This is a genomic window from Flintibacter faecis (assembly GCF_014287875.1).
GTDB classification, from domain to species: Bacteria; Bacillota; Clostridia; order Oscillospirales; family Oscillospiraceae; genus Lawsonibacter; species Lawsonibacter faecis_A.
Window position 1 is genome coordinate 290724 of the sequence record NZ_JACOPN010000001.1, and the last position, 14366, is coordinate 305089.

General features: G+C 60.2%; 12 protein-coding genes. 3 read left to right on the top strand and 9 right to left on the bottom strand.

Going from position 1 to position 14366, the window contains the following annotated elements; translation table 11 throughout:
• The first annotated feature begins 7 nt into the window (after positions 1–7).
• The 3 genes from ychF to H8S55_RS01335 are packed head-to-tail and all read left to right on the top strand — an operon-like array spanning position 8 to position 2242.
• Positions 8–1096, top strand: coding sequence for a redox-regulated ATPase YchF (ychF, locus tag H8S55_RS01325; RefSeq protein ID WP_186877481.1), 1089 nt, complete (start codon positions 8–10; stop codon positions 1094–1096).
• 13 nt (positions 1097–1109) lie between these two features.
• Positions 1110–1676: a chromate transporter gene (locus H8S55_RS01330; protein ID WP_186877482.1), complete on the top strand. Its 567-nt coding sequence runs from the start codon at positions 1110–1112 to the stop codon at positions 1674–1676.
• A complete protein-coding gene (locus H8S55_RS01335) occupies positions 1673–2242 on the top strand; it encodes a chromate transporter (protein WP_186877483.1) in 570 nt (189 codons plus the stop codon). Before H8S55_RS01330 ends, H8S55_RS01335 begins: the two co-directional genes overlap by 4 nt.
• A 56-nt stretch (positions 2243–2298) precedes the next feature.
• Here the strand turns inward: H8S55_RS01335 and H8S55_RS01340 are convergent, their stop codons facing one another.
• The 9 genes from H8S55_RS01340 to nhaC form a co-directional block, all read right to left on the bottom strand.
• Positions 2299–3150 (bottom strand): amidohydrolase family protein, encoded by an 852-nt coding sequence (locus tag H8S55_RS01340; protein ID WP_186877484.1) that lies wholly within the window; start codon positions 3148–3150, stop codon positions 2299–2301.
• Between the two features lie 138 nt (positions 3151–3288).
• A complete protein-coding gene (locus H8S55_RS01345; protein WP_147560639.1) occupies positions 3289–4833 on the bottom strand; it encodes a sodium:solute symporter family protein in 1545 nt (514 codons plus the stop codon).
• Positions 4834–5077: 244 nt separating this feature from the next.
• Complete coding sequence (locus tag H8S55_RS01350; RefSeq protein ID WP_207721661.1) at positions 5078–6010, bottom strand: LysM peptidoglycan-binding domain-containing protein; 933 nt, start codon at positions 6008–6010, stop codon at positions 5078–5080.
• A gap of 943 nt (positions 6011–6953) precedes the next feature.
• Positions 6954–7373: a hypothetical protein gene (locus H8S55_RS01355; RefSeq protein WP_186877486.1), complete on the bottom strand. Its 420-nt coding sequence runs from the start codon at positions 7371–7373 to the stop codon at positions 6954–6956.
• A 299-nt stretch (positions 7374–7672) separates the two neighbouring features.
• A complete protein-coding gene (locus H8S55_RS01360) occupies positions 7673–9001 on the bottom strand; it encodes a CCA tRNA nucleotidyltransferase (protein ID WP_186877487.1) in 1329 nt (442 codons plus the stop codon).
• Between the two features lie 142 nt (positions 9002–9143).
• Entirely contained in the window at positions 9144–10772 is a 1629-nt protein-coding gene (pruA, locus tag H8S55_RS01365; RefSeq protein WP_186877488.1) for an L-glutamate gamma-semialdehyde dehydrogenase, read from the bottom strand.
• A 63-nt stretch (positions 10773–10835) separates the two neighbouring features.
• Entirely contained in the window at positions 10836–11720 is an 885-nt protein-coding gene (gene dapA, locus H8S55_RS01370) for a 4-hydroxy-tetrahydrodipicolinate synthase (RefSeq protein WP_186877489.1), read from the bottom strand.
• A 56-nt stretch (positions 11721–11776) separates the two neighbouring features.
• The gene (locus H8S55_RS01375) at positions 11777–12742 is read right to left on the bottom strand and encodes a hydroxyacid dehydrogenase (RefSeq protein WP_186877490.1); all 966 of its coding nucleotides are present in this window, start codon (positions 12740–12742) and stop codon (positions 11777–11779) included.
• Between the two features lie 18 nt (positions 12743–12760).
• The gene (nhaC, locus tag H8S55_RS01380; RefSeq protein WP_186877491.1) at positions 12761–14224 is read right to left on the bottom strand and encodes a Na+/H+ antiporter NhaC; all 1464 of its coding nucleotides are present in this window, start codon (positions 14222–14224) and stop codon (positions 12761–12763) included.
• Between the last annotated feature and the right edge of the window lie 142 nt (positions 14225–14366).

Genomic DNA, 14366 nt, shown 5'->3' on the forward strand with positions numbered 1-14366 from the left:
GTGTCACATGAAGCTGGGTATTGTGGGTCTTCCTAATGTTGGCAAATCGACCCTGTTCAACGCCATCACCAACGCCGGCGCGGAGAGCGCCAACTATCCCTTCTGCACCATCGACCCCAACGTGGGCATGGTGGCCGTGCCCGACCACCGGCTGGACAAGCTGGCGGAGATGTATCACCCCAAAAAGACCACCCCCGCCGTCATCGAGTTCGTGGACATCGCCGGACTGGTGAAGGGCGCCTCCCGGGGGGAGGGCCTGGGCAACAAGTTTTTGGGCAACATCCGCATGACCGATGCCATCGTCCATGTGGTCCGCTGCTTTGATGACGAGAACGTCATCCACGTGGAGGGCTCCACCGACCCCATCCGGGACATGGACACCATCGACCTGGAGCTGGTCATGGCCGACCTGGAGATGGTGGAGCGCCGCATCGACAAGGCCAAAAAGGCCGCCAAGGGGGACAAAAAGTTCCTGCAGGAGGCCGCTGACTTCGAGGGTCTGCGGGACTGGCTGAACGACGGCAAGTCCGCCCGGACCTACGAGGCGGTGGATATCGCCCAGGAGTATCCCGACTGCGAGCTGCTGTCCCTCAAGCCCGTCATCTATGCCGCCAACCTGGACGAGGACGGCTTTGCCGACCCCCACGGCGTGGAGTACTACCGCCAGGTGGAGGAGCGGGCCCAGACCCAGGGGGCCCAGGTCATCCCCGTGTGCGCCAAGCTGGAGGCGGAGATCGCCGAGCTGGATGCCGAGGAGAAGAAGATGTTCCTGGACGACCTGGGCATCGCCGAGTCCGGCCTGGACCGGCTGGTAAAGGCCAGCTACTCCCTGCTGGGCCTCATCTCCTACCTCACCTCCGGCGAGGACGAGTGCCGCGCCTGGACCATCAAGCGGGGCACCAAGGCCCCCCAGGCCGCGGGCAAGATCCACTCCGATTTCGAGCGGGGCTTCATCCGGGCGGAGGTGGTCTCCTATGACGACCTGATGGCCTGCGGGACCATGGCCGCCGCCCGGGAGAAGGGCCTCATCCGCTCCGAGGGCAAGGAGTATGTGGTCCAGGACGGGGACATCATCCTGTTCCGCTTCAACGTGTAAGCGGGAGAACGCCATGAAACTGCTGTGGGACCTATATTTTACCTTCGCCAAGATCGGCGCGTGCACCTTTGGCGGCGGCTATGCCATGCTGCCCATTCTCCAGCGGGAGGTCGTGGAGAAAAAGCACTGGGCCACCGACGCGGACCTGACCGATTACTACGCCATCGGCCAGTGTACCCCCGGTGTCATCGCCGTGAACACCGCCACCTTCATCGGCTATCGGTATAAGGGTCTGGCCGGGGGCATTCTGGCCACCCTGGGGGTCATCTCCCCCTCCATCCTCATCATCTCGGTCATCGCCGTATGCCTGTCCAACTTTGCGGACATCCCCGTGGTGCAGCACGCCCTGCGGGGGGTGAACGCCTGCGTGGTGGCCCTCATCGCCTCCAGCGTCATCAAGCTGGGCAAGTCCACCATCATCGATGCCCTCACCGTGGGCATCTTCCTGGTGGTGCTGGCCCTGGCCTTCTTCGTGGGGCTGTCCCCCGCCATCCTCATCGTGTGCGCCGGGGTGCTGGGCTATGCCTGGCGGCGCATCCGGGGCTTTGAGCACAACGGGAAGGGGGGCGAGGGCAAATGATCCTGCTGCGCCTGTTTTTTGAGTTTGCCAAGACCGGCCTGTTCGCCGTGGGCGGGGGCCTTGCCACCATCCCCTTCCTTCAGGACCTGGGCGCCCGCACCGGCTGGTTCTCCGCCGCCGACCTGAGCACCATGATCGCCGTGTCCGAGTCCACCCCCGGGGCCATGGGCGTGAACATGGCCACCTATGTGGGCTTTACCATCGCCCGGCTCCACGGCATTCCCGGCATCATCGGGGCCATCGTGGCCACCCTGGGCCTCACCTTCCCCTCCATCGTGGTCATCGTCATCATCGCCGGCTTCCTGGAAAAATTCCGCCAGTCCAAAACGGTGGATGCCGTGTTCTATGGCTTGCGCCCCGCCTCCACCGCCCTCATCGCCTCCGCCGGACTGACGGTGGCCATGACCGTGCTGGTCACGTTGGGCGAGACCATCTCCATCCACTGGCCCGCCCTGATCCTGGCCGTGGTGGTCTTTATCGCCATGCGCTACACCCCCCTGAAAAAGCTCCACCCCATTTTGTTCATCGCCTTCTCCGCTGTCGTGGGCGTGGTGCTGCAATTCTAAAAAATCCCCGCCGACCGGTTCAAGCAACACGGTCGGCGGGGTTTTTTGTTCTTGGTTCAGGTCAGGTCCAGCAGCTTCTGGGCATTTCCGCCCAGGATGGCATCCAGCTGGTCCTGGGGCAGGGGCAGGGCCCGGATCAGGTCCAGGCTCTCCTTCTGGCCGCCCCAGGGGGAGTCGGTACCGAAGTAGATGCGCTCATAGCCGAACAGGCGGATCATCCGGGTGAACTGCTCCGCCCCCATCATGTGCAGCTCCTCCGGGCTGTAGAAGCCGTCGTTGGCCGGGGCCATGTCCCCCAGGGTGAAGGCGGTGTCCAGGCGGACGGGGGTGTCAGAGAGCAGCTGCTCCACCTGGTCCCAGTTCCGCCAGCCCCCCATGTGGGCCAGGATGAGCTTCACCGGGCCCACCTGCTTTATCGCATTCAGGCTCATCTCCGGGGAGGCGTTCACCTTGCCGGGGATGCCGATGTCCAGCCCCGCGTGGACCAGCGCCACCAGCCCCAGCTCGCCGCACCGGTCCAGAATGCGCAGAAACCGGGGGTCGTCCAGGTCTACGCTCTGATAGATGGGGTGGAGCTTGATGCCCTTCAGCCCCAGGCGCTCCACCCGGGAGAGCTCCTCCTTCCAGTTGGGGGCATCGGGGTGCATACAGCCGAAGGAGAAGATGCCCGTCTGGGCATAGCTCTCGTTTACCTTTGCGGCGGCATCGTTGATGTGGCTGACCTTGGCCGGGTTGGTGGCCACGGGCAGGACGATGGACCGGTCCACCCCCGCCCTGGCCATGGAGGCGGCCAGATTGGCGTTGGAGCCGTGGGTGAAGGGGCTTAAATGGCTCATGCCCGCCAGCTTTTCAATGGTGGCGGCGGCGATGGCCTGGGGAAAGGTGTGGGTGTGGATATCGACGATCATGGAAGAGATTCCTTTCTGTCAAGGGCGGCAAGAGGGCCGCACCGATTGTTGATCTGTAAAAAACGCGCAAGACCTGCGGACGCTTCTTGAAGCATACCACAGGTCTCGGCGTTTGAAAAGAGAGAAGGGAGAAGAAATTCACAGCCGGTCGCCCAGGGCCTGGGTCTGGCGCACCAGCACCTTTTCGTCATAGCAGGAAAAGGCGTCGTCCACCAGCTTCTTGTCCGGGGCGGGGGTGAACAGCGAGACCACGGGGACCAGGATCAGCCCGGCGATCATGCAGAACGCGCCCGCGTTGATGGGAGAGCGGAGCAGGGCGGGGAAGGAGGCCCGGAGGAAGATGTTGGCGATCATCACGATGGTGGAGAAAAAGAAGCTGACCCAGCAGGCGGCCTTAGAGGCCCGCTTCCAGTACAATCCGAACAGGAAGGGGGCCAGGAAGGCACCCGCCAGCGCCCCCCAGCTGACACCCATAAGCTGGGCGATGAAGGTAACGTTGGAGTGATACTGCACCAGGGCGATGACCACAGAGATGGCGATGAACACCACGATGAGACAGCGCATGATGAACACCTGGCGCTTTTCGCTCATGTCCTTGATGATGTTGTCCTTCAAAAAGTCCAGGGTGAGGGTGGAGCTGGAGGCCAGTACCAGGGAGGACAGGGTGGACATGGATGCGGACAGCACCAGGATGACCACCACAGCGATGAGCAGGTCGGGCAGGCCGGAGAGCATGGTGGGGATGATGGAGTCATATCCCCCGGCGGCCAGGTCCACCTTGTCGGAGAACAGCCGGCCGAAGCCGCCCAGGAAGTAGCACCCGCCGGCCACCAGCGCGGCGAACACAGTGGAGATGACCATGCCGGTGTCGATGGCCTTCTCGTCCTTGATGGCATAGAACTTCTGCACCATCTGGGGCAGGCCCCAGGTGCCCAAAGAGGTCAGCAGCACCACGCCCAGCAGATTCATCGGGTCGGGGCCAAAGAAAGAGGCGAACACGCCGGGGGCCTGGGAGACCTCCGGGTCCTGGACCTGCGCCAGGCCCTCCAAAGCGGCCATGAATCCGCCCTGGCTGTGAAGTACGGCGGCGATGACGGCGCAGATCCCGAAGATCATGATGATGCCCTGGATAAAGTCGTTGATGGCGGTGGCCATATAGCCCCCGGCAATGACATACACGCCGGTGAGCACCGCCATAACAATGACACACAGGGAGTAGTCGATGTGAAAGGCCATGCCGAACAGGCGGCTCAGGCCGTTGTACAGGCTGGCGGTGTAGGGGATGAGGAAGATGAAGATGATGACCGAGGCGGCGATCTTCAGGGACTTGCTGCCAAAACGCTTGCCGAAAAACTCCGGCATGGTGGCGCTGTCCAGGTGCTGAGACATGATGCGGGTGCGGCGGCCCAGCACGGCCCAGGCCAGCAGGGAGCCCAGCAGGGCGTTGCCGATGCCCGCCCAGGTGGCGGCGATGCCGTATTTCCAGCCGAACTGTCCGGCGTAGCCCACAAAGACCACAGCGGAAAAATAGGACGTGCCATAGGCGAAGGCGGTGAGCCACGGGCCCACCGAGCGCCCGCCCAGCACAAAGCCGTTTACGTCGGTGGCATGCTTGCGGCAATAAAGGCCGATGCCCACCATCACGGCGAAGAACACCAACAGCAGGGTGATCTTGATAACCATATGGATCATTCCTCTCACACACATTTTGTTGCTTTGCTGCGTTGCAGTTTAACGCAGAGAAGCAGAAAAGTCAAGCGTTATTTCAAAATTTTTTCTTCCAATCAAAAAAATCTGCGGACCGCCAAAAACAGCAGTCCACAGACCAATGTCATTAAGTTAAGCAAATCCGCGCACACGAAAAAATGCCACCTCGATTTTTCGAGGTGGGCATTTTTTATGCTTTCGTTATGCGGTTTGATTGTGCTTACTTCGCGGGCAGGACAATGACCTGTCCCTCGTAAATGGTATTGGCATTCTTCAGACGATCGGTGTTGCGCTGGAAAATCGCCTGATACTTCTGGCTGCTGCCGTAGTGCGCCTTGGCGATCGTGCCGAGGGTGTCGCCAGCCTTGACGGTGTACAGAGTCTCGCCCTGTGCGGCAACGGGATTGGCGATCTTAGCGGTCTTGCCCAGCTTCTCGGGCAGGGTGAGCGTTACACCGGCGGTCAGCTTTGCGCCCTTGTTGGCCTTGTAGAGTGCCTTCCACACGCCGTAAGTACCGTAGTTGTTCAGCGCGATCGTGCCGTAGGTATCGCCCTTTTTCACGGTATAAGAGCCAGCGGCAGCGGGCGCAGCGGGCTGTGCGGGAGTGGTAGGCTGCGTGGGAGTGGTAGGCTGCGTGGGAGCGGTAGGCTGCGTGGGAGCGGTGGACTCGGCGGGCTGTTCGGGTTTTACCGGGGTGGTAGGCGCAGTAGCAGTGCCGTCGCCCAGCTTCACCAAATATTGTGTGCCGTCTGCACCCCATAACTCCATCGCACAACTATTGTTGCCTTCAAGGGAGTATTTGCCTTTGTCGAAGTACTCATCGACGCTGCCAGTATCTAAGTAGTCTGCAAAACCTGTAATAAACAGTACACCCTCGGCGGTAACCCCGTAGATACCATAGAGGACAGACCCTTCAACTTTCAGGTTACTGCCGGGCTTCAGCGTAATGGGAACATACACCTCGTCTGTAAGTTCATCGGTTTCAGGGGATTTGAACTTTACCGTAGTAGCCTCGCCCTTAATGGCTGCCTCAAAAGTCACGACACCATCCTCGGTCTTAACCGATACGGAACCATAGTCTGCGGCGGACGCGGGAACGGCCAGCCCCATGCACAGGGCCAGTGCTAAAATCAGACTTGCAAACTTTTTCATTTTGTAAACCTTCCTTTTTGTTTGTGTTTTTGTTGTGCCGTTTGCCCTCTGCGCTCCTCTCCCTTTGGGCTGTACTCCCCCCGCGGCACAACACACAAAACAACAAAAAGCCAGCCCTCGTATTTCCGACCAGCCGCCCGCAGGAACGGGGAACGCTCCCCGTCCGCGGGTGCCAGCCGGAAACGCAAAAAAAGCGGTGCCGAGCGTAAAACTCAACACCGCTAAAAAAGCATAACACAAATTACCTACCGCCCCCACCATCTTTGCCTTGAAAAAGCTCTTGTCGGCGGGTATAATAGGCTCTGTGGTGTGACCGTGATGGTCATTGTGTTGAGTGGTGTAGACACTCTTCATAGGCCCATAGGGTGCTGGTAACACCCTATGGGCTGCCGCTTATTCGCGTTTCCGATTTGATTTTACAACAACTATCGATAAAAGGCAAGAGCAAAAGCGGGCGTTTGTCCGCTTTTTTCCATATTTCGCAGAACGATTTTTCCACAGATTTTTGATACAGGCGCAGAACTTGTTATGATTTTCGCTCGTATTTCCCTTTTTGGTAATTTAAGTTCAATTTTTTAACCGTTTCGCAGACTGGTTGATATTTTATGCTTTCCTTAACTTAACGGTTTTTCTCGGAAAATTTCTCGAAAAAATACCCACCGCGAAAATTTTGATACCGCCATTTTTACAACATGACGCGGACAAGTTGAGATTTCACCAAGAACATTTCTCTGCCTGTTGATTGGAAAAAAGCTGATTTCTGCTGTTTTCGCGAGACTTGTTAAAATTTTCGCATGACATTCGCTGTTGTGGCGGTTTTAGAGGTCTGTTAAGTTAAGGCGGCATTTCTTTTTTGAAAAACGCCGTTTTTGAGGGGGAAAAACAGACTTTTTGAAAAAAATGCGTTGAGGGGGCGGTGTCCGCAAACACCACCCCCTCTTTTTTACGCGGCTACGCGGTAGACAAATCCCGCGCAACCTTTCACTTTCAAATTGCGCTCGTCCTGTCGGTCGGGACGAATGGGAACGGTATGCCGCGCGATTTCCTCCAGCAGCTTTTCACCGCCCGCGCGGGGCGTTCGCAAGAACTCTTTGCAGAGCATGACCGCCATTTTGAAATTGACCTTGTAGGCGTAAACGCCGTTTTTCGGCTGACGGACAACGACTTCTTTACAGACGCGGCTTGCAAAGTTAAATGCGGTCAGGCTGGCGTAAATTTCCTGCTCCGCGAAAGCGTCGGACTTGCCATGCAGATCGACAAGACCCAGCGTGTACTTGAGGTCACGGAACGAGCCCCAACGGAGATGATACAGTTCCCGAATATCCGCAAGCGTAAAGGACGGGGGCAGAGAAGTGGCAGCCAAACAAAAGCAATCAAAAACTTCTAAAACTCAATCAATTTTGGCTAAACTCTCACATTTTGGCTGTCTCAAATTCTGCTTGCGAACACCGTTCACCACGGCGTTTCATTTACTCTATCTCCATGCGGCGGAAAAAGCAAGCGGATAGAGAAATTCTTTACATTTTATTCAAAATTTGCGGTTAATTAAATGCAACAGCCCAAAAAGCGCCCAGCCGTTGAGAAGAGGAAAGCATCTTTCCACCCCTCAACGGCTGGGTCTTTAGATTAACTTAATGACATTGGTCCACAGACTCCATTTTCTTATCCCATCGACTCCCCCGCCAATTTCATCAGAACCCCACGCTCATTGGGCAGCTGCTCCGCCAGCACGGCCTCCAGACAGCGGTCCAGCGCCCGGCCGATCTCCGGGCCCCTCAGCCCCAGCTCCAGCATGTCCCGGCCATTCACCGCCAGGTCCTTTTTCTGAAAGCAGGCCCCCTCTGCCAGCAGCTGGTCCAGCACGGCCCGGGCCCGGTCCAGCTCCTCCTGCCGCCCGGCGGCCAGGGGGGACTGGGCGGCGTTGTCCGCCCGGTGGAGGGCGATGAGCTGGGCCGTCCCCTCCGGCCCCAGCCGGGCCAGCAGGCGGCGGATGGGGCGGCGCTCCGGGACGATGGGCCGGTCGTGCAGGGCCACCAGGGCTGTGATCTTCTGCCGGGTGTCCGTGTCAAAGCGCAGACGGCTGAGGATCTCCCCGGCCAGTCGGGCGCTCTCCTCCCCGTGGCCATAGAAGTGGCCCACGCCCTTCTCATCCAGGGTGAAGCAGGCGGGTTTGCCCAGGTCGTGGAGCAGGGCGGCCCAGCGCAGCACGGGCGTGGCCGGGGCGGCATCCACCGCCGCCAGGGTGTGGTGCCACACATCTTTATCGTGCCAGGGATTGCGCTGGTCAAAGCCGAAGGCTGGCACCAGCTCGGGCAGGACCTGGGCGGCCACCGGGGCATATGCCTCCAGCACCCGGCCGGCCGCCGGGCCGCACAGCAGCCGGGTCAGCTCCTCCCGCACCCGCTCACGGGCAATACCGTCCAGCAGGGCACGGCTGCCCAGCAGCGCCGCCCCGGTGTCCTCCTCCACACGAAAATCCAGCACGGCGGCAAAGCGCATACACCGCAGCATCCGCAGGCCGTCCTCCTGAAAGCGCCGGGCCGGGTCGCCCACACAGCGGACAAGTCCCGCCGCCAGGTCCTCCCGGCCCCCGTGGAGGTCGATGAGCCCCTCCCCGGGGTGATAGGCCATGGCGTTGATGGTAAAGTCCCGCCGCTCCAGATCCCGCTCCAGGCTGGGGGTAAAGGCCACCCCGTCGGGGTGCCGCCCGTCGGAATAGGTGCCGTCCACCCGGAAGGTGGTGATCTCCAGGGGCAGGCCGTCCATCAGCACCGTCACCGTGCCGTGCTTCAGCCCCGTCTCCACCAGACGGAAGCCGGAAAAGACCCGCTCGGTCTCCTCCGGCCGGGCGCTGGTGGTCAAATCAAAATCGGTGAGGGCTCCCCTGCCCCGCAGCAGCTCCCGCACTGCGCCCCCTACCAGATAGGCCCGGTGGCCGGCGGCGTTGAGCATTTCCATGGCCCGCAGCACCTGGGGCGGCAGATCGTACATGTTCCCTCTCCCCTCTCTGTTTTCTTTTCAGTATAGCCGCCCCCGGCCCGTCCGTCAAATGCAAAGGGACCGGCCCCTGCGCATCACGAACTGCACAGGGGCCGGTCTTATCACAAAAAGGAAGTCCAAGGGGAAGCCTGGCTCAGGGCTGAGCCATATAGGGGTAGTTGATGGCGGCGGAGGGCGTGAAGGCCTCCTTCACCGCGTGGGCGCTGAGCCAGCGAATGATGTTCAGCCCCGTACCCGCCTTGTCGTTGGTGCCGGAGGCCCGGGCCCCGCCGAAGGGCTGCTGGCCCACCACAGCTCCGGTACACTTGTCGTTGATATAGAAGTTGCCGCAGGAGTTGCGCAAGGCCCGTTCCATCTTCACGATGGCCTGGCGGTCCTGGGCGAAGATCGCACCGGTGAGGGCATAGGGAGAGGCGGTGTCGCACACCTTCAGCGTCTCATCCAGTTGGTCATCGGGATAGACATACACAGACAGGATGGGCCCGAAGATCTCCTTCACCATGGACTCGTAATAGGGGCTGCTGCACCGGATGACGGTGGGCTGCACAAACCATCCCTTGCTGTCATCACAGGTGCCGCCCGCCACGATCTCGCACTCCGGGGATGCGGCGGCCCGATCCAGATAGCCCTTGCAGGTCTGGAAGGAGGCCCGGTCGATGACGGCGGCCATAAAGGTGTCGAATTCCTGCACGTCGCCCACCTTCAGCGCGGCCACCTTCTCCTTCAGACCCCGCTCCACCTGGGGCCACAGGCTCGCTGGGACAAAGGCCCGGGAGCAGGCGGAGCACTTCTGGCCTTGGAACTCGAAGGACCCGCGGACCAGCGCAGCCACCAGTGGCTCCACGTCGGCGGTGGGGTGGGCGAAGATATAGTCCTTGCCGCCGGTCTCGCCCACCAGACGGGGGTAATTGGCATAGGAGGCGATGTTCTCGCCCACCTGCTTCCACACGCCCTGGAACACGGCGGTGGAGCCGGTGAAGTGGAAGCCGGCCATCTTGGGGTGGGGGATGACATACTTGGACATATCCGCACCGTCGCAGGGGACGAAGTTGATGACCCCGGCGGGGAGGCCGCAGTCCATGAGCAGCTTCATGTAATAGTAGTTGGCCAGCACCGCAGTACGGGAGGGCTTCCACAGGGCCACGTTGCCCACGATGGCGGGGGCTGTGGGCAGGTTGCCGCCGATGGACGTGAAGTTAAAGGGGGTGATGGCGCAGATGAAGCCGTCCAGGGGGCGATAATCCTGACGGTTCCAGATACCGTCGGTGCTCAGGGGCTGGTCCTTGAAAATCTCCTGGGCGGACCATACGCCAAAGCGCAGGAAGTCGGCCAGTTCGGCAATGTCGATCTCCGCCTGGAACACAGTTTTGGACTGACCCAGCATGGTGGATGCGTTGAGCACCTGGCGATACGGCCCGGTGATGCGGTCGGCGGCCTTCAGAAAGATGGCGGAGCGGTGCTCCCAGGGCATCTCCTCCCAGGCTTCCTTGGCCTCCAGGGCTGCGCCGATGGCCTGCTTCAGTTCCGTCTCCCCGGCCATGCAGCACTCGGCGATGACGTGCTGGTGGTCGTGGGGCATGGTCACCTTGATGGTATGGTCCGTCCAGACCTCCTTGCCGCCGATGATCAGAGGGATACGGACCACCTGCTCAGACTGGCGCTTCAATTCAGCTTTCAGCTCCGTCCGCTCGGGGCTGCCGGGCAGATAGCCCTTAAAGGGGTCGTTGGCGGGCTTGGCAATGGTAAAATAGGCGTTGGGCATAGCAATGACCTCCTATTGTCATCTTGTCGTATCTGCGTCTGTTCCGCTGTTCGATCCCGGGGCTCAGATCACGCCCAGGCGCGTCAGTTCCCGGTCCACCCAGGCCTTGGTCTCGTCCTTGGCCTCCAGCAGGGGCAGCAGTTTGGCCTCGCCCCAGGGCACACCTGCCTTGTCCATGGCATATTTCAGGGGGCTGATATAGTTCTCGCTGAACAGGGCCTTGAACAGGGAGAAGTAATCCAGGGACATGTCCATGGCCTGTTTGATCTCCCCGGCCTTCACCAGCTCATACATCTTCACCCAGGCATCTGGCACCACGTTGGCCGTGGCCATTACCGCGCCCTTGGCACCCATGGCCATCAGGCTGACGGCACTGAACTCATCGCCGGTGAGCACGTTGATCTTGTCGCCCACCTTCACCAGCAGCTCCATGGCCTGGCTCATGGCGGCGCACTCCTTGATGCCCACCAGGTTCTTCATCTCCCGGGTCAGGCGGACCACCGTGTCGGGCAGCACGTTCACATTGGTGCGGTAGGGGATATTATAGATGAGGATGGGCATATCCACTTCCCGGTCCATGGTGCAGTAGAACTCCACCAGCGCATCCTGGGTGCCCATGATGTAGTAGGGGGTCAGTACCAGCATGGCATCCGCCCCGGCCTGGCGGCAGTACTTGCAGAACTTCAGGCACTCGCCTACCCCGGGCTCCAGCACGCCCACGATCAGAGGGACCCGCTTGTTCACCGCCTTTATGGTGATGTCCACAGCTCTAAAGCGCTCCTCCATGGTCATGGAGGTATACTCTCCAGTGCCGCCCAGCAGCAGCAGGCTGTTGACCTTGTGGGCGATCTGATACTCGATCAGCGCTTTCAGGGCGCCTTCGTCCACGGTGCCGTCCTGCTTTAAGGGGGTGACAAGGGCGGTCATAATACCTTCCAGTTTCATCATGGCGATCTTCTCCTTTTCAATTTGTTGAAATAGCATATTCGATTCTGAAATGTCCATTACTTGGGGCGATTGAGCCAGTTATAGGTGTCTTTTCCGTCCAGTGCCTCCAGTACCGTGCGGGACAGGATATCCGAAGTCCGGCGCTTGGCCTCGATGGTGTCGCCGCCGATGTGGGGGGTCAGCAGCACCTGGTGCATGTGAAACAGGGGGTGGTCAGCCCGGGGGGGCTCGGTCTCCAGCACATCCAGGCCCGCTCCGGCGATCTCTCCGGCCTCCAGGGCCCGGACCAGAGCATCCTCGTCCACCACAGGGCCCCGGCCCATATTGATGACATAGGCGCTGTTTTTCATCTGCTTGAACTGTTCGTCGCTCATCATGGCCCGGGTCTCTGGTGTCAGAGGGACATGTAGGGTGACGAAGTCGGCCACGGCCAACCCGTCCTCCAGGCGGTCTACCTTCTCCACCCCCAGTTCCTCCATGGCCTGCTGGGGGACAAAGCCGTCATAGGCCATCACGTGCATGTCGAAGGCCTGCGCCCGCTTGGCCACCGTCTTTCCGATGCGTCCAAATCCCACGATGAGCAGGTTTTTCTGATAGATCTCCATGGTATAGCGCTGTTCCCGGCTGTACCAGGCATCGTCCCGCACACTGCGGTCATTGATGCCCAGACTGCGGCTGAGCGCCAGCAAGAACATCATGGTGTGCTCGGCCACAGACAGATAGTTGGCATCGGGCACATTCAGCACCCGGATCCCGTGCTGCGTGGCGCTCTTCACGTCGATGTGGTCCACGCCCACGCCGTGCATCCCGATGACCTTCAGCGTGGGCACCGCGTCCATGATGCGCCGGGTAATGGGCTCGCACCGCAGGGCCACGGCCTCGATCTGGTGCTTGTTCATGCAGCGGATCAGGGTGTCCTCCTGCCCGTCGGGGGCATAGAACACGTTGGCGTTCTCCTCAAAATAGGCCACGCCGTTGGGCTGGATGGTGGGATGGATCAAGAGGACGTTGTGTTTGGACATAATCTTTTCCTCCCTTATTCAGTCGTCGCTGAAACCCAGTTCGGCCAGCTTAGCATCGGCCTGTTCCTGAGAGATCATCTTGATGCCGACGCCGGTAAAACCGTAGATAATGGCCAGTACAGGGCAGATAAAGGCCATAAAGTGCCAAGGCAGATAGGCCAGCACAGGCACGCCCAGCGCCCCGGCATAGAACAGGCCGGAGGTGCTGAAGGGTACGATGCTGCAGATCATGGTGCCGCCGTCCTCACAGGTGCGGGACAGATTGCACAGGTCCATACGCTGCTTCAGATAGGGCTTGCGGAACAGCTCGCCGGTCATAATGAGGGAGATGTAACCACTGACACCGATGATGGTCAGCACAATGGCGGTACACACGGCGGCGGCCACGGTGGCCCCCCGGGTGTTCACCTTGTGGGCCAAGGAGTCGATGATCTTCTCCATAAAGCCCGCCTCCTCGGCGATGCCCGCAAAAGCATAGGCGCAGAAGATGGTGAGGATGATATTGGACATAGAGGTCAGGCCGCCCCGCTGGATCAGGGTGAGGACGCTGGCGTTGGTGGTCTCGGCAGTCATGCCGGGCACCATGCCGATCTTAAAGCCGCTGACGCAGGCGGTGAGACCGTTTTTCAGGGTGAAGTGCTGGAAAACCATGCCCAGTACCAGGGCCACGGCGATGCTGATATACATCACGGGCAGAGTGGGCTTTTTCAGCAGGGAACCGGCCAGGATGATCAGGAAGGGCAGCAGGAGCAGCAGGTTCCAGGTGTATATCTTGTCCAGGTCGGCCAGCATGGACACCACGTTCTCCGGCATGACAAAGTCACCGGCAAAGCGCAGCCCGTACACGGCATAGACAGCTACGGTAACGATGGCGGCTGGGACGGTGGTCCACAGCATGGAGCGCACATGGGCATACAGGTCAGTGCCGGCGCTGAGGGCGGCCAGCAGGGTGGTGTCAGACAGAGGGGAGAGCTTGTCGCCGAAGGTGGACCCGGCCACCACGGCGGCGGCCACAGGGGCCAGGGGGATCTCCAGACCCATTGCGATACCAATAAGGGCCACACCGGCGGTACCCGCCGAGCCCCAGCCGGTGCCGGTGGCGGTGGCCAGGATGGCACAGATCAAAAAGCTGCAGGGGATGAGCAGGTGGGGGCTGATGATCTGCATCCCGTAGTAGATCAGCATGGGAATGGTGCCGGAGAAGATGAAGGACGCGATGAGCGCACCTACCGTGAACATGATATACACGGCAGGCATGACCTTTACGATACGCTGGGAGATTGCCTTTTCGATCTCGGCCCATTTCATCCCTAAGGACATGGCCATAAAGGCGGTAAACGCTGCCGTGCACAGCAGCATCATCTGCAGCTCCAGCTTGAACACGCCATAGCCAATGCTGACAAAAAAGACCATAGACAGCAGCACAATGATGGACCTTGCCAGGGTGGGGGCTCTGCGTTCCTGTTTCTTCGTCTGTTCCATAATTACCTCCTATCCTCGGGGCCGCCGGGCGTTGGCCGGGGCGGCTCGAACTGTGTGATCCGGTTTTGCGGGGATGGGATATGCGCTGATTTCTTCTTTTTACAACCAAACATATTTGACCTGCCTTAGATGCCCTGCCCTC

What these genes read in the sequence shown, in the direction of transcription:
- ychF (WP_186877481.1), top strand. Translation starts at nt 8, where the DNA reads ATGAAGCTGGGTATTGTGGGTCTTCCTAATGTTGGCAAATCGACCCTG.
- H8S55_RS01330 (WP_186877482.1), top strand. Translation starts at nt 1,110, where the DNA reads ATGAAACTGCTGTGGGACCTATATTTTACCTTCGCCAAGATCGGCGCG.
- H8S55_RS01335 (WP_186877483.1), top strand. Translation starts at nt 1,673, where the DNA reads ATGATCCTGCTGCGCCTGTTTTTTGAGTTTGCCAAGACCGGCCTGTTC.
- H8S55_RS01340 (WP_186877484.1), bottom strand. Translation starts at nt 3,150, where the DNA reads ATGATCGTCGATATCCACACCCACACCTTTCCCCAGGCCATCGCCGCC.
- H8S55_RS01345 (WP_147560639.1), bottom strand. Translation starts at nt 4,833, where the DNA reads ATGGTTATCAAGATCACCCTGCTGTTGGTGTTCTTCGCCGTGATGGTG.
- H8S55_RS01350 (WP_207721661.1), bottom strand. Translation starts at nt 6,010, where the DNA reads ATGAAAAAGTTTGCAAGTCTGATTTTAGCACTGGCCCTGTGCATGGGG.
- H8S55_RS01360 (WP_186877487.1), bottom strand. Translation starts at nt 9,001, where the DNA reads ATGTACGATCTGCCGCCCCAGGTGCTGCGGGCCATGGAAATGCTCAAC.
- pruA (WP_186877488.1), bottom strand. Translation starts at nt 10,772, where the DNA reads ATGCCCAACGCCTATTTTACCATTGCCAAGCCCGCCAACGACCCCTTT.
- dapA (WP_186877489.1), bottom strand. Translation starts at nt 11,720, where the DNA reads ATGATGAAACTGGAAGGTATTATGACCGCCCTTGTCACCCCCTTAAAG.
- H8S55_RS01375 (WP_186877490.1), bottom strand. Translation starts at nt 12,742, where the DNA reads ATGTCCAAACACAACGTCCTCTTGATCCATCCCACCATCCAGCCCAAC.
- nhaC (WP_186877491.1), bottom strand. Translation starts at nt 14,224, where the DNA reads ATGGAACAGACGAAGAAACAGGAACGCAGAGCCCCCACCCTGGCAAGG.